Raw genomic sequence first — 18,683 nt, 5'->3', positions numbered from 1 at the left:
CGTTCTTATTCCAGTTCGAGTATCACCGCATCGACGGCAAGGCTATCCCCTTGTGCAGCCTCAACTGATTTCACAACCCCATTTTTCTCCGCGCGAAGAATATTTTCCATCTTCATCGCTTCGACAACAGCTAATGGTTGCCCCTCCTCGACCTTGTCCCCTGCTTCAACATGAAGTGCGACCAGCAGGCCGGGCATCGGGCAAAGCAGATATTTGGATAGATCGGGTGGAACTTTTTCAATCATATGCACGGCATGTTGCGCGATATGAGCGGGTAAGACCTGAACCTTATGCGTTGCACCATGGGTGTTAAGCGCAAAGCCACTAGCCGTTTTGGAAATTTTGACTGAAAGCGGCTCTTCGCCAATATTGGCAAGGATTAAGCTGTCACCCGGCGTGTAGGCAACCGACAGATCCACGTCATTGCTATCAACCAGGATACCCTCTTCTGACACCAAAACTTGCTGAACGCTGTCACCAATTTTGACTTCCCATTCAGACGGCGGTTGCAGCCGATTACCCAATTGATTATCGATCCGGCGCGCCCGGTCTGCATGAGCAGTAGCGGCAAAAGCAGCAATCGCAGCAAGATTGCGCAGCAAATCTTCTGAAGCGGGTGCGCCCTGAAAACCTTCAGGATATTCTTCAGCGATAAAATTGGTCGTGATATTGCCTTCACGGAACCTTTCGTGCTGCATCAAGGCCGAGAGAAAATCGATATTATGGCCCGGTCCGCTAATCTCGAAGCGATTGAGCGCATCGATCTGGCGATCAATCGCTTCAATCCGCGTGTCGCCATAGGTGATCAGCTTCGCGATCATCGGATCATAGAAGATCGACACTTCCCCGCCCTCGGCAACACCGTCATCCACGCGTATGCCTTCCTCGGCTTCCGGCGGATTATATTTCACCAGACGCCCTGTGGACGGCAGAAAATTACGATAAGGGTCTTCGGCATAGACGCGGTTTTCAACCGCCCAACCGGTCAGTTTTACATCATCCTGTGTCAGTGGCAGTTTTTCGCCATAGGCAACGCGGATCATCTGTTCGACCAGATCAAGGCCGGTAATATACTCGGTAACTGGATGTTCGACCTGCAGCCGTGTGTTCATTTCCAGAAAGTAGAAACTCTTGTCCGCTCCGACGATCAGTTCAACCGTGCCAGCGCTGTGATAGCCCACTGCCTGGGACAGAGCGACAGCCTGCTCTCCCATTTTCTTGCGCATTTCAGGGTCAACAAAGGGTGATGGTGCCTCTTCAACCACTTTCTGATGACGCCGCTGGATCGAACATTCCCGCTCACCGAGATAGATAATGTTACCATGCTTGTCGCCAAGCACTTGGATTTCGATATGACGCGGTTGTTCGATGAATTTCTCGATAAACACACGGTCATCACCAAAGCTTGCCAGACCTTCGCGTTTGGTCGCTTCAAAGCCTTCGCGGACATCTTGCTCGTTCCAAGCAAGGCGCATGCCCTTACCGCCGCCACCGGCGCTGGCTTTCATCATGACCGGATAGCCGATATCCGTGGATATTTTTACCGCATGCTCGGTATCATCAATCTCACCAATATGACCAGGGACGACGCTGACGCCCGCTTTTTCTGCAAGTTTCTTTGATTCAATCTTGTCACCCATTGCGGCGATGGCATTGGGGGGCGGTCCGATAAAGGCGATGTCATTTTCGGCCAACTGTTCTGGAAAACTTGTCCGTTCGGACAGAAAACCATAGCCCGGATGTACCGCTTCCGCTCCCGTTTCCTTACAGGCAGCGATAATCTTGTCTGCGATCAAATAAGATTCAGCTGCAGGTGATGGCCCAATATGCACGGCTTCGTCCGCCATCTGCACATGGGGTGCCCGCGCATCAGCATCGGAATAGACAGCAACCGTCTTAATCCCCATTCTCTGTGCCGTACGAATGACACGGCAAGCAATTTCGCCGCGGTTGGCGATTAGGATTTTTTTGAACATATTTATTCGGCTGCCTCTAGTTGATCTTCCCTTGGTTCCGCTTCCATCGGAACCAACCCCAATTTCTCAAACAAAACCTCGTCTGCATCATCACCAGCATTGCCGGTTGTCAGCAATTTGTCGCCGGTAAAGATGCTGTTCGCGCCTGCCATGAAGCAAAGGGCCTGTGTACTTTCGGACATGGATTCCCGACCAGCAGATAGGCGAACCATGGACGCGGGCATGGTGATCCGGGCTACGGCAATCGTTCGGACAAACTCAATATCGTCAATTTTCGCCAGCGGTGTATCGGCCAGCATATCGCCCAGAACGGTACCTTTGACCGGAACCAGTGCATTTACCGGAACACTTTCTGGATGCTTGGGTAGTGTCGCAAGAGCATGGACAAAACCGACCCGATCTTCTCGCGTCTCGCCCATGCCGACAATTCCACCAGAACAGACGTTGATCCCACTGGTCCGCACATTTTCAAGTGTTTCCAAGCGGTCATCAAAGGTCCGCGTCGTAATCACCTTTTCATAATGTTCGGGCGATGTATCGATATTGTGATTATAATAGTCGAGGCCGGCTTCAGCGAGCATGTCCGATTGTTTCTTGGTCAACATGCCTAGCGTCATGCAGGTTTCCATGCCCATTTGTCGCACGCCTTTGACCATTTCGATGATGGCCGGCATATCGCGATCTTTTGGGTTGCGCCACGCAGCCCCCATGCAAAAACGGGAAGATCCGCGATCTTTCGCCTGTGCCGCTGTTTGCAGGACAGAACGAACATCGAGTAATTTCTCGGCCTTCAAACCGCTTTCGGCATGGGCAGACTGGTTGCAATAGCCGCAATCTTCCGGGCATCCGCCGGTTTTGATCGACAGCAATGTGGAAAGCTGCACCTGACCCGGCGTATGATGTTGCCGGTGAATAGTGGCCGCTTGAAATAGCAATTCATCAAAAGGGAGATCGAACAGGGCCGCGATTTCTTCGCGGGTCCAATCTTGTCTTACAATATTTTCACTTTCGGGGGACGTCATCTGGGGGGCGTTCATTCGGCGGCTTCCTCTGTTTCCGGTGGCATATTGTGACCAAGCAGGCGCAATATGTCCGCCGCACATTCCACAATATTGCTGCCCGGTCCATAGATTCCGACAACACCTGATTTGCGCAGGAACTCATAGTCCTGCGGCGGGATAACGCCACCCGCAAAAACCTTGATATCGCTACGTCCGGAGTCGCGCAGCATTTGAATCAATTCCGGGATAAGCGTTTTGTGGCCAGCGGCCAGACTGGACGCACCCACGGCATCGACATTTTCAGACAAAGCCAGATCACGGGTTTCCGCAGGCGTCTGAAAAAGTGGTCCGGAAACAACGTCAAAACCCATATCGGTAAAGGCACTGGAAACGACATTGGCACCACGATCATGACCATCCTGCCCCATTTTAGCGACGAGAATTTTCGGTTTGCGACCCAGGCGCTGCGAAACCGCATCAACGCCGTCTACCACCAGGGCATATTGTGGATCGCCTTCATAGGCAGCGCCATAAATGCCCTTAACTGGCGTCGGCTTGGTTGCATAACGGCCGAAAGCCGCTTCCATCGCATCCGATATTTCACCGAGCGAGGCGCGTTTGCGGGCAGCTTCAACGGCCAAAGCCAGCATGTTGCCATCGGCTTTGGCACCGTCCGTGATCGCTTTCAGTGCGGCCTGACAGGCATCTTCGTCCCGCTCTTTGCGCATCTTGTCGAGCCGCGCAATCTGCCCCAGCCGAACCTTGGCATTATCAATATCGAGCGTTTCGAGTTGATCTTCGTCTTCCAGAACATATTTGTTCACGCCGACAATGACATCATCGCCCTTGTCGACCCGCGCTTGACGTCCAGCAGCGGCTTGCTCAATCATGCCTTTGGGCCAGCCATCGGCGACCGCTTTCGCCATGCCGCCTTCTGCCTCAACCCGTTCAATAATCTCCCAGGCTTTTTCGACCAGTTCATCGGTCAACGCTTCGACATAATAGCTGCCACCAAGCGGATCTACGACTTTTGTAATGCCTGCTTCTTCCTGCAAAACAATCTGCGTGTTGCGCGCGATACGGGCTGAAAAGTCAGTTGGCAGGGCAATAGCTTCATCCAGCGCATTCGTGTGGAGTGATTGGGTTCCGCCCAATGTCGCGGCCATAGCCTCGATGGTTGTCCGGATGACGTTATTATAAGGATCTTGCTCAGTCAGCGACACGCCGGATGTCTGGCAATGGGTGCGCAGCATTTTGGAACGTTCCGACTGGGCGCCCAGATCGGTCATAACGCGGTGCCACAAGGTCCGGGCGGCCCGTAATTTGGCAACTTCCATGAAGAAGTTCATTCCGATACCGAAGAAGAAGCTGAGCCTGCCTGCAAATGCGTCAATATCCAAACCCGTTGCCATGGCTTGTTTCGCATATTCGCGGCCATCAGCGATTGTGAAAGCCAATTCCTGAACCGCCGTAGCACCGGCCTCATGCATGTGATAGCCGCTGATCGAAATGCTGTTGAACTTCGGCATATGCTCTGACGTATAGGCAATAATATCCGAGATAATCCGCATGGATGGCGCAGGCGGGTAGATATAGGTGTTGCGCACCATAAACTCTTTGAGAATATCGTTCTGGATCGTCCCGGCAAGCTTATCTTGCGAGACGCCCTGCTCTTCGGCTGCAACGATATAGAAGGCGAGGCACGGAATAACCGCGCCGTTCATGGTCATCGAAACCGACATTGTATCGAGCGGGATACCGTCGAACAGGATTTTCATATCCTCGATACTGTCGATCGCAACGCCTGCCTTGCCAACGTCGCCAACAACCCGCGGGTGGTCACTGTCATAGCCGCGATGGGTGGCGAGATCGAAAGCGACCGACAGGCCTTTTTGTCCGGCTGCCAGGTTACGACGATAGAAGGCGTTGGATTCTTCAGCCGTTGAAAAACCGGCATATTGACGGATGGTCCAGGGCCTCCCTGCATACATGCTGGCCTTGACACCACGCGTGAATGGACCAAAGCCGGGAAGACCAGGATCGCCCGAATCTTCTGCCGTATATAGCGGTTTTACGGCAATGCCTTCTGGTGTTTCCCAAGTCAGGTCACGCCCTTTGACTTCTTTGTCCGCGAGCGCTTTCCAGTCTTCTATCGTCGGTTTGTCGGTCATTATTCGCCCTTAAATTCGGCTTTCCGTTTCTGCAGGAAGGCAATTGCTCCTTCGCGTGCGTCTTTTGTGTCACCAGCCATGCGCTGCCCCTCTGCCTCTTTCAACAGTGCCGAAGCATAGTCGCTTTCCAGTGCCGCCGCCAGATTTTGACGCATGACGCCCAATGCAACAGTTGGTCCACCAGCAAGCCGCTTGGCCAACGCATTGGCTTCACCCATCAAATCTGCGTCTTCGACGCATTTATAAACCAACCCCCAATCTGCGGCTTTTTCGCCAGGGATTTTCTCTCCGAGCATCATCATTTCGGTGGCACGAGCCTTGCCCACCAGACGAGTGAGCATCCAGCTGGCGCCGCCATCGGGTACGAGGCCGATATTAACGAATGCCTGAAGGAAATAGGCGGATTTGCCAGCGATCGCAAAATCGCTCGCCAACGCTATCGAACAGCCCACACCCGCTGCAGGGCCATTGACGGCGGTAATGGTTGGAATATCAAGTTTTGCGAGCTTTAGCATCAATGGATTATAATGTTGGTTGAGGGCCGCATAGGACCCCTGCCCGCCGGACAGCGCACTATCACCTTCTTTGGCTTGAAGATCAGCACCAGCACAAAAAGCGCGGCCTTCACCAGTGATTACAACCGCGCGGGCATCTTCAAGTTTGTCGAGCGCGAGCAACAGATCATCTGCCATGTCGAGGGAGCATGCGTTTAGGCGGCTTGGCTGGTTCAGCGTGATGGTTGCCACCTGATCGGCAATCTCCAGTTTGATATTCTCGAATTCCATATTTCGTCCCTTTGAGTGGTGTCAGACCGAGTTGCTTCCCGATCAATTTTTCTTGTTTTGATTGAACGGATCAATGATCCTTTGGTGTTTCCATAATCTCGGTTAGCATCCCGCCCATATCCTTGGGATGCACAAAAAAGATAAGTGTTCCGTGCGCACCGATCCGCGGTTCGCCAAGCACGCGCTTACCCATGGCTTCAAATTCGGCTTTTGCGACATGAATGTCCGGGACTTCGAAGCAAATATGATGCTGACCGCCAAGCGGGTTCTTGCCCAAAAAACCATGAATAGGGCTGTCTTCGCCGAGCGGTTCGATTAGTTCAATCTGCGTACCATTAGTGGGACCATCCGCAGGTGTATCAACAAAGCAGACCTTCACGCCTTGCGCCGGGAGATCAAACGGATCATGGATCTTCGTTGCCCCCATAACATCACGCCAATGCGTAATGCTGTCCGGAATGGACGGGGTTACGACGCCGATATGGTTGAGACGGCCTAGTTTCAATGTGTTTCTCCGTGCGGAATGATTTTGTGAACCAATGGTGCGATTACTGCTCCGATCGCGACGCCGAGTAGGCCGGATAATATCGCAAAACTGATCCCGCTGGCAAATAGCTGGGCGTTATCGGGAAAAAGCCCGACCAAAGGATGGGATATGATATCAATCAGGTGCTCCGGGCCATGCCAACCGACAGCAGCAATGTTATGCACCAGCAATCCGCCGCCAACCCATGCCATTGCCAATGTCCCGATAATCGAAATGGTGGTCAGCAATTTCGGCATGAATGCCACCAAGCCGCGACCGAAGGAAGCCACGAAACCGTCATTCTCCGTCGCAAGATGCAGCCCGACATCGTCCATTTTTACGATTAGGGCAACGACACCATAAACGCCGACGGTAATTACGATACCTATAAGCGCAAGGATTATCCCTTGTTGCCACCAAACTTCATCCGTGACCTCTGACAAAGCAATGGCCATGATCTCTGCGGACAGAATGAAATCTGTACGGATGGCACCGGATACCATTTCCTCTTCACGCCCCTGCCCTTCGATGATGGCAGGTTTCTCATGCTTGGTGCTCTCATCGACATGAAGCCATTCCAAGACCTTTTCTGCGGCCTCGTAACACAGGAAAAGCCCGCCAAGTATCAGGATGATCGGGATAAGAAACGGAGCGAACTGTCCCAAGAGAACCGCTGCGGGCAGTAAGAAAAACAGCTTGTTCTTGATAGACCCCTTGGCAATTTTCCAGATCATCGGCAATTCGCGCGACGGGCTGAAACCAGTCACATATTGCGGCGTAACCGCAGCGTCATCAATAACCACACCGGCAGATTTGGTCCCGGCGCGCGCAGCTGCGGCTCCGATGTCATCAATCGAAGCGGCGGCGACCTTTGCAATGGCTGCAACGTCGTCGAGAAGGGCTACTAGTCCGGTTGGCATATCTTATTCCTTACAACGGAATATTGTCATGTTTCTTCCACGGATTTTCCAGCTCCTTGTTGCGCAACTTCCGTAACCCCAGCGCCACTCTGCGCCGGGTTGAGTGCGGCATGATCACCTCATCGACGAAGCCCTTTTGTGCCGCAATAAACGGGTTAGCGAAGCGATCTTCATATTCCTTTGTCTTCTCGGCAATTTCCTCTTCGGTCTTGCCGCGAAAGATGATTTCGACCGCTCCCTTGGCGCCCATGACCGCAATTTCGGCGGTCGGCCAGGCATAGTTCAAATCGCCGCGCAAATGCTTCGACGCCATGACGTCATAAGCGCCCCCATAAGCTTTGCGGGTGATGATGGTGATTTTTGGAACAGTCGCTTCGGCGTAGGCAAACAGCAATTTTGCACCATGTTTGATGATACCATTATGTTCTTGCGAAGTGCCGGGGAGAAAACCCGGAACATCGACCAAGGTCACAATAGGAATATTGAACGCATCACAATAGCGTACAAAGCGCCCTGCCTTTTTCGATGCGTTGATATCCAGGCATCCCGCCAATACCATAGGCTGGTTGGCAACCACACCGACTGTTTGTCCTTCAATCCGGCCAAAACCACATATGATATTGGCCGCGTGCGCTGGTTGGATCTCGAAAAAGTCGCCTTCATCAACCATTTTCTGAATGACCTCATGCATATCATAAGGCTGGTTGGCATTGGCAGGAATCAGGGTATCGAGGCTTTCCTCTAGCCGGTCCCATGGGTCAGCGGTAGGACGCTCTGGAACGTCCTCGCGATTACTCAGCGGCATATAGTCTATGAAATCGCGCGCTGCGAGCAAGGCTTCGATGTCATTCTCATATGCAACGTCAGCAACGCTCGTTTTGGTGGTATGGGTTACTGCTCCGCCCAATTCTTCCTGCGTCACGATTTCATTCGTCACTGTCTTCACCACATCCGGCCCAGTGACAAACATGTAACTGCTATCCTTCACCATGAAGATAAAATCCGTCATCGCAGGTGAATAGACAGCACCGCCCGCGCATGGCCCCATGATCAGACTAAGTTGGGGAATTACGCCACTTGCCAGAACGTTGCGCTGAAAGACATCAGCATAGCCGCCCAGCGATGCAACACCTTCCTGAATACGCGCACCGCCACTGTCGTTGATCCCAATGACTGGCGCGCCAACTTTCATGGCGTTTTCCAGAATTTTGCAGATCTTTTCAGCATGACGTTCCGATAACGAACCACCAAAAACGGTGAAGTCCTGACTAAAAACGAAAACCAGACGGCCATTTATAGTGCCGGAACCAGTGACTACGCCGTCACCTGGTATTTTCGTCTCCTCCATTCCAAAATCGACACAATTATGCTCGACATACGTATCGATCTCTTCAAACGAGCCTTCATCAAGTAACACCTCAATCCGTTCGCGAGCAGTCAGCTTGCCTTTGGCGTGCTGGGAATCAATCCGTTTTTGACCGCCGCCCAGATGGGCCTCGGCGCGCTTGGCTTCGAGTTGATCGATAATCGTCTGCATGAATCCCCCAAGATGATTTGGAACTGTGATTTGGCTACGGAACCGTCCCTAGCCAATGCACGGAGGATTATGCAATCGTCAATGAAAATTAATTGATCAATTAAGTTTCATTCGAAACGGCCACTGCCGTAGCGTCAACCTATTTCAAAAGTACGAGTTCTTCCGACATGCTGGGATGTAAGGCGACCGTATCGTCAAACGCTTTTTTGGTTAAACCCGCTTTGACGGCGACTGCCGCTGCCTGGAGAATCTCAGGCGCATCCGGTCCAATCATGTGCAGTCCCAGAATCTTCTCACTCGTTGCCTCGACTACCATTTTGTAAAGGCTGCGTTCTGGACGATCTGCAAAAGCATTACGCATGGCTCGGAAGTCCGATGAATAGATTTTGATATTGCCATATTGCGTCCGCGCTTCGCCTTCGGTCAAACCAACCGATGCGATTGGGGGTTGTGAAAAGACTGCCGATGGAATGCAGCTATAATCAACCGTTTTCGGATCATTGTTGAAAACAGTATCTGCAAAGGCCTGCCCTTCGCGAATGGCAACCGGCGTCAGTTGTACGCGATCCGTTACATCGCCAACAGCATAAATGCTTTCGACATTGGTACGGCTATATTCATCGACTTTGATCGCACCTTTCTCATTGGTTTCGACACCGGCATTTTCGAGCCCAAGGCCTTCAATTTTCGGCCGCCTTCCGGTAGCGGCAAGGACAACATCGGCCCGCATTGCTGGCTTGCCATCCATATAAACATCAAGCGCACCATCTTCGCGCTTTTCAATCTTGTCGAACGTGCAATTAAATTTGTAATTAATGCCTTTTGTCATGGCTATTTGCAGCAGCCGATCGCGAACACTCTCATCATAGCCGCGCAAAATCACATCGGAGCGGTTGACGACGAAAACTTCGCTGCCAAGCCCGTTAAATATGCCAGCAAATTCATTGGCAATATAACCCCCGCCTGAAATAATGACGGTTTCCGGTAGTTTCTCCAGATGAAACATTTCATTGGACGTGAGCATATGTTCGCTGCCCGGGAAGTCCGCAACATCCGGCCACGCACCCACCGCGATCAAGATATATTTGGCCGTCACTGTCCTACCGCTGGCTAATTTCACTTCATGAGGACCAACGATCTCAGCGCGCTCCAGAAGGATCTCAACATCATGGTTGTTCAGCGTTTGCGTGTAAGCGGTGTTCAGGCGATCAACGTCGGACAGGATATGATCACGTAATTTTGTCCAATCGAACTTGGCATTTTCCCAGGTCCAACCAAAATTCTTTCCATCCTCGAGATCTTCGGAAAAATGGGAGCCGTAAACCAGCATTTTTTTCGGCACACAGCCACGAATGACGCAAGTGCCACCCACGCGATATTCTTCAGCGACAGCAACTTTTGCCCCGTAAGAAGCTGATACCCGGGCTGCTCTGGTCCCGCCCGATCCTGCTCCGATGACGAACAGGTCATAATCATATTCTAACATTGTAATTCCTTGATAACTCAGGCTGGAAATGCCCGGTTTTTGAGTGTTTCGGTCGAAGCGTCCATTTGGTTACTGTCTCCAGCCAATAGCGCGTTCGCCATTTCTTTCCCCAGCTCAACTCCAAACTGGTCAAATGGGTTAATGCCTAAAAGTACCGCGTTTACAAAAGTGCGATGTTCATAAAAAGCGATGAGAGCACCTAAGGTACGTCCGTCGAGATCGTCCAGTAATAACGTTGTTGATGGTCTGTCACCCGGATAATTTCGATTACTATCATCGGATGTGCTACCGGCCATCAACGCTGCACTCTGTGCGAAACAATTGAGCAACAATCCTTGATGATGTTCTGTGGCCAGCGAGTGTCCTGGCTCGATCACTGCCAAAAATTCTACTGGCACAAGATGTGTGCCCTGGTGCAGTAGTTGGAATACCGCATGCTGGGCGTCAGTCCCTACCCCGCCCCAAACGATTGCGCTGCTGTGTCGATCCAGTGCTGTACCATCTGCCAGTACTGACTTGCCATTGCTCTCCATCTCAAGCTGTTGCAAATAGTCGGGAAGCAAGGTCAATCGTTCATCATAGGCAAATACAGCGCGTGTCTCACATCCGCGTGCCTGACTATAATATTGGTCACAGAAGGCAGCAATCACAGGGATATTTTGGTCAAATGCATTGCTTTTGAAATGTTGATCCATTTCTGCTGCGCCAGCTAGCAGGTCATCAAAAACTTCAAAGCCCAGGGTAAGCGCGACACTGAAGCCAATGGAGGACCACAGAGAATAGCGACCGCCAACGGTTTCCGAAAATGGTAGGATCCGGCTTTCATCAATACCCCATTCGACGGCCTTTTCGGGCTTGGCTGTCAATGCAACGATTTTCCCAAAAGGATCGGAAACGCCCTGCTCTGTCATCCAATCGATAACAGATCGGGCATTTAAAAAAGTTTCGGCAGTGGTGAAGCTTTTTGAGGCTATTACGAGTAGCGTTTTTTGCGCATCAAAGCGCTCGAGCACAGGTTCTAGCGCACAGCCGTCGATATTCGAAATGACCGCTAATTGATATTTTTCATCGCCGATTTTCAAGGCTTCTAGTAGCAGCTCAGGACCCAGCGCAGATCCGCCAATGCCTAGATGAATGATAGATTCGATATCACCCAAAGCACCGTCATCTATCGCCTGCACCAAACCGCGCATGCGGTTTTTCAACAACCGAGCATTTTCGACACTGGTTGCGGAACCTGTTCCACGTTCAGCGGTATGTTCTGCGGCACGGTTCTCACTGATGTTTATAACTGCACCGCTTGTCAGTGCTTCAATCTGTTCTGAAAGGTCTTTTGCATCCGCGAGTTTTTGAAATTCCTGCAATAACCCGTTGTCCAAATGCGTCTTTGAGAAGTCGAAATAGATACCCGATTGTTCGAAGCTCCATATTTCAGCACGTTTCGGATCGCTCTCGAACAAGCCATCTAGGGTTGATACAGGGTGATTTTCAATCGCGTTCCAATGATCCAAAGCACATTTCTTTCTGGTTATTTACAATGATCTATACGCCCCATATTCGTGAACGTAGCTCTATATTGCGTCTTTCCGGTGAACAAGGTCAAATTGGGGAAAATTGTCGTTAAATACTGTCTCTTGACCGCACGCATCAATATAAGCAAAGGGGCGCGATGAAAGATAAAACTGCAGAGCGTTCTGAGACCGCTGATTTCATGATTTTTCTCGTAAAATTGGCGTTATTCGTCATTATTTTGCGCAGTTTCATTGTCTCACCTTTTAATATCCCTTCGGAATCGATGCAGCCACGCCTGATGGTTGGCGACTATTTGCTGGTCGCGAAGTGGCCTTATGGTTATTCGAAATACAGCATGCCGTTCAGCGTGCCTGTCATTCCCGGGCGGATATTGGCCAACAAGCCAGAGCCTGGCGATGTCGTCGTGTTCAAAGCCCCGCCAAGCGGCAATGATGATTATATCAAGCGGGTCATTGGACTATCTGGTGATATTATTCAGGTCACCAATGGGGCCTTGTCGATCAATGGCGTTCCTGTCGAGCGAGAGAAGATTGAAGACTATACGCATTTGGTTTCACCCAATAGCCCCTGTTATGCGACCTATTTCGAAACCACTAACGCCGAGGGACAACGAATTTGCCGTTATCCTCAATATCGTGAAACGCTGCCCAATGGCAGAAGCTATAACATACTCGACGTCAACGAAGCGTCTGCCGGCGACAACACCGAAAGCTTCGTTGTGCCCGATGGGCATATGTTCCTGATGGGCGACAATCGCGACCGTAGTGCCGATAGTCGGTTCCCAGCGGTTGAGGGGCAAGCGATAGGTATGGTTCCGCAGGAAAATCTGGTAGGACGAGCGCTCGTATCGGTATTCTCAACCGACGGTTCTGCAGAATGGATCAAACCGTGGACATGGTTCAGCGCAGCACGATGGGAGCGCATTGGAGAGGGTTTTGAATAAAAAGGCATTTCTCGACTGGGTTGCCCAATTGATCGGGGAAAAACCGGCGGACGAGACGCTTTACATTCAGGCCTTTACCCACGGCAGTTTTGGAGATGGTGACTATCAGCGTCTGGAGTTTCTTGGTGATCGCGTACTTGGATTGACCATTGCTGCGCAGCTTTATCAGCAGTTTCCCAGCGAACCGGAAGGCAAATTGTCACAACGACTTAATGGCCTCGTCTCCGGCAAGGTGTGCGGTGACATTGCTCGGGAAATTGGTGTGTCGGATTATTTGCTGCTCGGAAAACAGGCGCGCGATGACGGCGCACGGCAAAGCACCAAAGTGCTGGGCGATGTGATGGAATCACTCATCGGCGCGGTTTATCTTGATCATGGGATAGACGCAGCAAAGCATTTTATCCTCCAATATTGGGGCGAACGCATAACGGGCATGGCGCAGGACATTCGTCACCCCAAATCTGCACTTCAAGAATGGGCCGCGGCCCATAATCGCAAAATGCCGGTCTACGAACTTGTGGAGAAGTCCGGACCTCATCATGACTTGCGTTTCACTGTTCGGGTAAGTGTCAACAAGGTCGGTGCAGTGGAAGCCTCAGCAAGCTCCAAACAGACTGCCGAGACCGAGGCGGCGAAGCTATTTCTGGAAAAGCATACATGACCCAAAAATGCGGAGTAGTGGCACTGATCGGTGCGCCGAATGCCGGAAAATCAACCCTGATCAATGCGCTAGTTGGCCAGAAGGTCGCCATTACCAGTTCCAAACCGCAAACCACGCGCACACGCCTGTTGGGCATCGCGATTGAAGAGGAGGCACAACTTCTTCTCGTTGATACGCCCGGAATTTTTGAGCCGCGGCGCCGGTTGGACCGGGCAATGGTCTCTGCGGCATGGGAAGGCGCGGAAGATGCTGACATAATAGTCATGCTGGTAGACTCACGCACTGGCCTTGGCCCTAAAGTCACATCGATCGTGGAGCGGATCAAACGCCGTCCGGAAAAGCTTATTCTGGTCATGAACAAGGTGGACATTGCTGCAAAAGACAAGTTGCTGAACCATGTCATGAAGCTCAACGACCTTTGCGCTTTTCAGGAAACTTTTTTCGTGAGCGCAAAAACCGGGGATGGGTTAGAGGAACTAAAAGCCTATCTGGTCGATGCAATGCCGGAAGGGCCATGGCATTTTCCCGAAGATCAGGTTTCGGACGCGAGCGAACGGTTGTTGGCAGCAGAAATCACCCGGGAGCAGGTTTTTCGCCAGCTCCACGCCGAACTACCCTATGCAACCGCGATTGCGATGGAGCAATATAAAGAACGTCCGGACGGTTCACTGGAAATCCACCAGCAAATCCTGGTCGAGAAAGCCAGTCAACGTGCCATCATCCTTGGCAAAGGCGGTCACCAGATCAAGGAAATCGGAGCAAGGGCGCGCGCGGAATTATCCGAGATATTGGGCAAGACCGTGCACCTATATCTCCATGTCAAAGTAAGTTCCAATTGGGATGAAGACCAAAGCCTCTATCAGGATATGGGACTCGATTGGGTCAAGTAGCTGAACGGGTCAAATTGCACCCAAATATCAGAAAGTGATATTTTGATTATCACCTGACTGACGGCGCGACAGAATGGTTAACAGCCGTTCGCACATTTAACTGACAAGCATCCCTTAAGATGCCGACCAACCAACCGTTATCAGAAGAGTGTTCTTGGGCTGTGACCTTAGCATTGCTGACATCAGACCTCGCACAAAATTGAGCCACTCTTTTTATCCTCATAAGGACAAGGTGAAATAAATGGTCGGTAATGTTCAACCAGCTGCAACAGAAGCCCTGAATTTTGGCAATGCCAAAGCTCCCCAAGAGCGCCGGAAAAAAGAGCGGCAGCTTACCGTGTTCCGTTTGGCAAAAATAACATCCGGCCCTGCAGAAGGATGGGGATTTATAAAGAATATTTCCGGCAGCGGGGTTTTGGTTGAGATTCACCCAAGTTTCGAAATGGATGAAACCGCAACCGTCGCTCTCACCGATGACGTTGCACTGACCGCGACTATCCGTTGGCGCAAGGATGCCCTGGTTGGCATGCAATTCAAGAATGAAATCAACGTCAACGATCTGCTTGCAAGCCTAAGGGTGAACAATAAGTACCAGCTCTCACGGTTGCCGCGCGTACATATGCAGCAGGCCATTGTTTTCCGTATCGGCTCTACGTTGGTAAAAGCGGAAATTTGCGATATTTCGCCTGCGGGAATCCGGATCAATGCCGATTATCTTTGTGAGGTTGGGAATCAGTTGACCTTGGTCGTGCCCAAATTAGGGGACATCAGCGGTACCGTTCGATGGCAGAAAGGGTCCGAGATTGGCATCAAATTCCACAAACGGGTTTCCGTTCCGCAAATAACGGACTGGCTGGCCAATTTTTACACCAACGAACTGAAGCCTTAAGCTTGGTGCAGGGTTGGTTGACTTGGGTTGAGCGATTAAGGGCCGTTTTAGCATGTCTGCGTTATTTTGAAAACGGACGGGCTTCCTAATACAAATGACCATCGTATAGACAGCTGAAGCATATCAAAGGCTGATTGATTTCATGACTAATGAAGAATGGGCATCTTCTAAAAGTGCTCCAAAAATGCTCTAGATATTACATCATGAGCAACCTCGCTTTCTCCGCACCCAAGTCCCTCAATTGCATAAGTTTCTAATCGCTTGCTGCTGGAAGCACAAACACCTCATCCCCCAGGATGGTTTGAGAAACGGTTTGAGAGGCGCTGAAAAATATATAGCCGGTGAAATTGGCAACGCTGAATTGGACAGGTTGAATTATCATGCGGAAGCGGATGCATTTGCGATCGACTACGCTAAGTCTCCTGAAGAAATCTCAGAACTCCAATCCTTGATTGATGGAATTGAGGAGATTCGTAAATTACCTTTCAATCAAGCTCGAGCACTATTGTTAAGAGCAGCCTACTTTGCAGAAGGTTCGATGATCTATCCGAGATTTAATTCCTTGCCTTGGGTTAATAGTCTCTTTGAATCTGAGTTTCTTTGCCCCAACCTACTTAGAGAGAATTTGTCACCAGACTTTTGATTTTGTCCAAGTTGACAAAATCGGAACCTTCTTAATGCTTATGCTGTGGGTTTTTCGCCATAGCCGACATCAGAAAAGCACCTATATCACTTCAAGATTCGACCGAAAAACCCAGTCTACTCCGCCTTTGCCTTCGCAGTCGCCTTCTTCGCCGCCGGTTTCTTTTTCGCGGCAGGCTTTTTCTTGGTAGCCGCTTTCTTCTTCGGCGCCGCCTTCTTCCTGCGCTTCTTGGCCGGTCCCTTGGCCGCGCGGTCATCGATCAGTTGCGCGGCTTCCTCCAAGGTCAACTGATCCTTGTCTACCGTCTTGGGCAGCGACGCATTGGTTGTACCGTCGGTAACATAGGGACCATAGCGGCCGTCCATCAGCTTGATTTCTTCATCCGTGCGTGGATGTTTGCCCATGATTTTCAACGGCTCTGCACCCCGGCGACCGCCTTTGCCGTTTTTGGCGGCGTCGGCAAGCTTCGCAACGGCAGCGTTCATGCCGATTTCAAACACTTCCATCGTGTTTTCAAGCCGCGCGGACTTGCCATCATGGCTCAGATAGGGACCGTAGCGACCAATTTGCGCGTTCACTTCCTTGCCCGTTTCCGGATGTTTGCCAACTTCACGAGGCAATGAGAGTAATTTTAACGCCCATTCCAGGCCAAAATCTTCTGCAGGAACATCTTTTGGTATGGAGGCGCGTTTGGCTTCCTTACCTTCACCACGCTGTACATAAGGGCCGAACCGGCCAACCATTTTGGCGATTTTTTCATCCGTATCGGGATCAATGCCCAGATCCTGCGGACCTTCATCCTCAGCAGCGTTGGCACCGCCGCCTTGAGCGAAGCGGCGTGTATATTTACAGTCGGGATAGTTGGAACAGGCTACAAAGGCACCAAAACGTCCGCCACGCAGCGCCAGTTTGCCTTCGTTACAGCGCGGGCACAGCCGTGGATCGCTACCATCCTCTTTTTCCGGGAACAGATAGGGTTCCAAGAATTTGTCGAGCTCTGCTGTCACTTCGGACGGCAGTTTCTCCATGACTTCGGCAGTCTTCGGTTTGAAATCATGCCAGAAAGCTTCGAGAATCTTCTGCCATTCCGCACGGCCACCGCTGACTTCGTCGAGCTCGTCTTCAAGTTCGGCCGTATATTCATATGCGACATAGCGTTGGAAAAATCTTTCCAGAAAACCAGTTAAGAGTCGCCCGCTTTCCTCTGCAAAGAAACGGTTTCCTTCCGTTCGCACATAAGCGCGATCTTTCAGCGTCTTGATGATTGAGGCATAGGTGGAAGGCCGTCCAATGCCGAGTTCTTCCATCTTCTTGACCAGGCTGGCTTCGCTATATCGCGGTGGCGGCTGCGTGAAATGCTGGTTGGCTTCGACAGATTGCTTGGCCGGACTGTCACCTTTTACCATTGCTGGCAGCAAGCCGCCATTTTCGTCCTTGCTGTCGTCCCGCCCTTCTTCATAGAGTGCCATGAAGCCCGGAAATTTCACGACCTGTCCGGTGGCGCGCAATCCGGTTTGACCGGTACCGTCCAGCATATCGATGGTTGTGCGTTCCAGACGAGCGGCCGCCATCTGGCTGGCCATGGCGCGTTTCAGGATCAGGCTGTACAACTTTGCATGATCCCCACTGCCCATGGTGTCCCGGGTAAAATTGGTCGGGCGGATTGCTTCGTGCGCTTCCTGCGCATTTTTCGCCTTGGATTTGTAGACGCGCGGCTTGTCAGGAACATAACTGGCGTCATAGCGATCTGAAATCGCCTTGCGTGCGGCAGAAATGGCACTGTCGTCCATTTGCACGCCATCTGTACGCATATAGGTGATCGCACCATCTTCATAAAGCTGTTGCGCAATCCGCATCGTGTGACTGGCCGAGTAGCCGAGTTTGCGCGCGGCCTCTTGTTGCAGGGTCGAAGTGGTGAACGGTGGCGGCGGGTTGCGGGTTAGCGGTTTGGTTTCGACCGTTTCAATCGTGAACAGGCCGTTTTCAACCGCCGTCTTGGCAACGTTGGCCTCTGCCTCATTGGAGAGATCCATCTTGGCAAGCTTTTTACCCTGATGAATGGTCAGCCGGGCTTCAAAAGCTTGACCGCCCTGTTCCATCTGTGATGTGACAGACCAATATTCCTGAGGATCAAAAACCTCGATTTCGCGCTCGCGTTCAACAATCAAGCGCAGGGCGACGGATTGCACACGGCCAGCGGATTTCGCGCCTGGCAGTTTGCGCCACAACACGGGCGAAAGAGTGAAACCTACAAGATAGTCGAGCGCACGGCGCGCACGATACGCATCGATCAAGTCGTCATCCAGCGTGCGTGGATGGGCCATGGCATCGGTGACTGCGGATTTTGTTATTGCGTTGAACGTGACCCGATCAACTTTTTCCGGCAGCGCCTTTTTCTTTTTCAGAACCTCAAGCACGTGCCAGCTAATCGCTTCTCCTTCACGATCAGGGTCAGTTGCGAGAACGAGGCGGGTAGCTTTTTTGGATTCGTCGGTAATTGCTTTCAGTTGCTTGGTCTTGTCCGAATAGGGTTGCCAGACCATGGAAAAACCATCGTCAGGGTCCACCGAGCCATCTTTCGGCGGCAGGTCGCGGATATGACCGTAGGACGCCAATACCTTGAAATCCGAACCCAGATATTTTTCGATTGTTTTCGCTTTGGCGGGTGACTCAACAATTACTAGCTGCATATTTTCCGATTTTCATTTGTCTCACGTATACG

Annotated in this window: 15 protein-coding genes; 5 read left to right on the top strand and 10 right to left on the bottom strand. The window is 51.4% G+C overall.

What is annotated here, in order from left to right; all coding sequences use genetic code 11:
* Window positions 1–5: 5 nt before the first annotated feature.
* The 9 genes from BS29_RS09175 to pgi form a co-directional block, all read right to left on the bottom strand.
* Complete coding sequence (locus BS29_RS09175; RefSeq protein ID WP_229953365.1) at window positions 6–1,976, bottom strand: acetyl-CoA carboxylase biotin carboxylase subunit; 1,971 nt, start codon at window positions 1,974–1,976, stop codon at window positions 6–8.
* Window positions 1,977–1,978: 2 nt separating this feature from the next.
* Window positions 1,979–3,013, bottom strand: a complete 1,035-nt coding sequence (bioB, locus tag BS29_RS09170) for a biotin synthase BioB (protein WP_229953364.1) — start codon at window positions 3,011–3,013, stop codon at window positions 1,979–1,981.
* On the bottom strand, window positions 3,010–5,148 hold the full coding sequence (gene scpA / locus BS29_RS09165; RefSeq protein ID WP_229953363.1) for a methylmalonyl-CoA mutase: 2,139 nt from the start codon (window positions 5,146–5,148) through the stop codon (window positions 3,010–3,012). Before scpA ends, bioB begins: the two co-directional genes overlap by 4 nt.
* Window positions 5,148–5,933, bottom strand: coding sequence for an enoyl-CoA hydratase-related protein (locus BS29_RS09160; RefSeq protein ID WP_229953362.1), 786 nt, complete (start codon window positions 5,931–5,933; stop codon window positions 5,148–5,150). The genes scpA and BS29_RS09160 overlap by 1 nt, the downstream gene beginning before the upstream one ends.
* A gap of 70 nt (window positions 5,934–6,003) precedes the next feature.
* Window positions 6,004–6,438: a methylmalonyl-CoA epimerase gene (gene mce, locus BS29_RS09155; protein ID WP_229953361.1), complete on the bottom strand. Its 435-nt coding sequence runs from the start codon at window positions 6,436–6,438 to the stop codon at window positions 6,004–6,006.
* Window positions 6,435–7,379: a DUF808 domain-containing protein gene (locus tag BS29_RS09150; protein WP_229953360.1), complete on the bottom strand. Its 945-nt coding sequence runs from the start codon at window positions 7,377–7,379 to the stop codon at window positions 6,435–6,437. The genes mce and BS29_RS09150 overlap by 4 nt, the downstream gene beginning before the upstream one ends.
* Before the next feature lie 10 nt (window positions 7,380–7,389).
* The gene (locus BS29_RS09145; protein ID WP_229953359.1) at window positions 7,390–8,916 is read right to left on the bottom strand and encodes an acyl-CoA carboxylase subunit beta; all 1,527 of its coding nucleotides are present in this window, start codon (window positions 8,914–8,916) and stop codon (window positions 7,390–7,392) included.
* 139 nt (window positions 8,917–9,055) lie between these two features.
* Entirely contained in the window at window positions 9,056–10,402 is a 1,347-nt protein-coding gene (gene gor, locus BS29_RS09140) for a glutathione-disulfide reductase (protein WP_229953358.1), read from the bottom strand.
* Window positions 10,403–10,419: 17 nt separating this feature from the next.
* Window positions 10,420–11,913: a glucose-6-phosphate isomerase gene (pgi, locus tag BS29_RS09135; protein ID WP_229953357.1), complete on the bottom strand. Its 1,494-nt coding sequence runs from the start codon at window positions 11,911–11,913 to the stop codon at window positions 10,420–10,422.
* Window positions 11,914–12,071: 158 nt separating this feature from the next.
* Between pgi and lepB the strand changes: the two genes are divergently transcribed.
* The 5 genes from lepB (at window position 12,072) to BS29_RS09110 (ending at window position 15,961) form a co-directional block, all read left to right on the top strand.
* Window positions 12,072–12,878: a signal peptidase I gene (gene lepB, locus BS29_RS09130; RefSeq protein WP_229953356.1), complete on the top strand. Its 807-nt coding sequence runs from the start codon at window positions 12,072–12,074 to the stop codon at window positions 12,876–12,878.
* Complete coding sequence (gene rnc / locus BS29_RS09125; protein ID WP_229953355.1) at window positions 12,871–13,539, top strand: ribonuclease III; 669 nt, start codon at window positions 12,871–12,873, stop codon at window positions 13,537–13,539. The genes lepB and rnc overlap by 8 nt, the downstream gene beginning before the upstream one ends.
* On the top strand, window positions 13,536–14,429 hold the full coding sequence (gene era, locus BS29_RS09120; RefSeq protein ID WP_229953354.1) for a GTPase Era: 894 nt from the start codon (window positions 13,536–13,538) through the stop codon (window positions 14,427–14,429). The genes rnc and era overlap by 4 nt, the downstream gene beginning before the upstream one ends.
* Window positions 14,430–14,670: 241 nt before the next feature.
* Entirely contained in the window at window positions 14,671–15,318 is a 648-nt protein-coding gene (locus BS29_RS09115) for a PilZ domain-containing protein (protein WP_229953353.1), read from the top strand.
* 241 nt (window positions 15,319–15,559) lie between these two features.
* Window positions 15,560–15,961 (top strand): hypothetical protein, encoded by a 402-nt coding sequence (locus BS29_RS09110; RefSeq protein ID WP_229953352.1) that lies wholly within the window; start codon window positions 15,560–15,562, stop codon window positions 15,959–15,961.
* 116 nt (window positions 15,962–16,077) lie between these two features.
* Here BS29_RS09110 and topA read toward each other — a convergent pair whose 3' ends face one another.
* The gene (gene topA, locus BS29_RS09105; RefSeq protein WP_229953351.1) at window positions 16,078–18,651 is read right to left on the bottom strand and encodes a type I DNA topoisomerase; all 2,574 of its coding nucleotides are present in this window, start codon (window positions 18,649–18,651) and stop codon (window positions 16,078–16,080) included.
* Window positions 18,652–18,683 lie beyond the last annotated feature (32 nt).

This window comes from Parasphingorhabdus litoris DSM 22379, from assembly GCF_020906275.1.
GTDB lineage: Bacteria > Pseudomonadota > Alphaproteobacteria > Sphingomonadales > Sphingomonadaceae > Parasphingorhabdus > Parasphingorhabdus litoris.
This window is presented reverse-complemented; position numbering and strand designations above follow the sequence as displayed.

What these genes read in the sequence shown, in the direction of transcription:
- BS29_RS09175 (WP_229953365.1), bottom strand. Translation starts at nt 1,976, where the DNA reads ATGTTCAAAAAAATCCTAATCGCCAACCGCGGCGAAATTGCTTGCCGT.
- bioB (WP_229953364.1), bottom strand. Translation starts at nt 3,013, where the DNA reads ATGAACGCCCCCCAGATGACGTCCCCCGAAAGTGAAAATATTGTAAGA.
- scpA (WP_229953363.1), bottom strand. Translation starts at nt 5,148, where the DNA reads ATGACCGACAAACCGACGATAGAAGACTGGAAAGCGCTCGCGGACAAA.
- BS29_RS09160 (WP_229953362.1), bottom strand. Translation starts at nt 5,933, where the DNA reads ATGGAATTCGAGAATATCAAACTGGAGATTGCCGATCAGGTGGCAACC.
- BS29_RS09150 (WP_229953360.1), bottom strand. Translation starts at nt 7,379, where the DNA reads ATGCCAACCGGACTAGTAGCCCTTCTCGACGACGTTGCAGCCATTGCA.
- BS29_RS09145 (WP_229953359.1), bottom strand. Translation starts at nt 8,916, where the DNA reads ATGCAGACGATTATCGATCAACTCGAAGCCAAGCGCGCCGAGGCCCAT.
- gor (WP_229953358.1), bottom strand. Translation starts at nt 10,402, where the DNA reads ATGTTAGAATATGATTATGACCTGTTCGTCATCGGAGCAGGATCGGGC.
- lepB (WP_229953356.1), top strand. Translation starts at nt 12,072, where the DNA reads ATGAAAGATAAAACTGCAGAGCGTTCTGAGACCGCTGATTTCATGATT.
- era (WP_229953354.1), top strand. Translation starts at nt 13,536, where the DNA reads ATGACCCAAAAATGCGGAGTAGTGGCACTGATCGGTGCGCCGAATGCC.
- BS29_RS09115 (WP_229953353.1), top strand. Translation starts at nt 14,671, where the DNA reads ATGGTCGGTAATGTTCAACCAGCTGCAACAGAAGCCCTGAATTTTGGC.
- topA (WP_229953351.1), bottom strand. Translation starts at nt 18,651, where the DNA reads ATGCAGCTAGTAATTGTTGAGTCACCCGCCAAAGCGAAAACAATCGAA.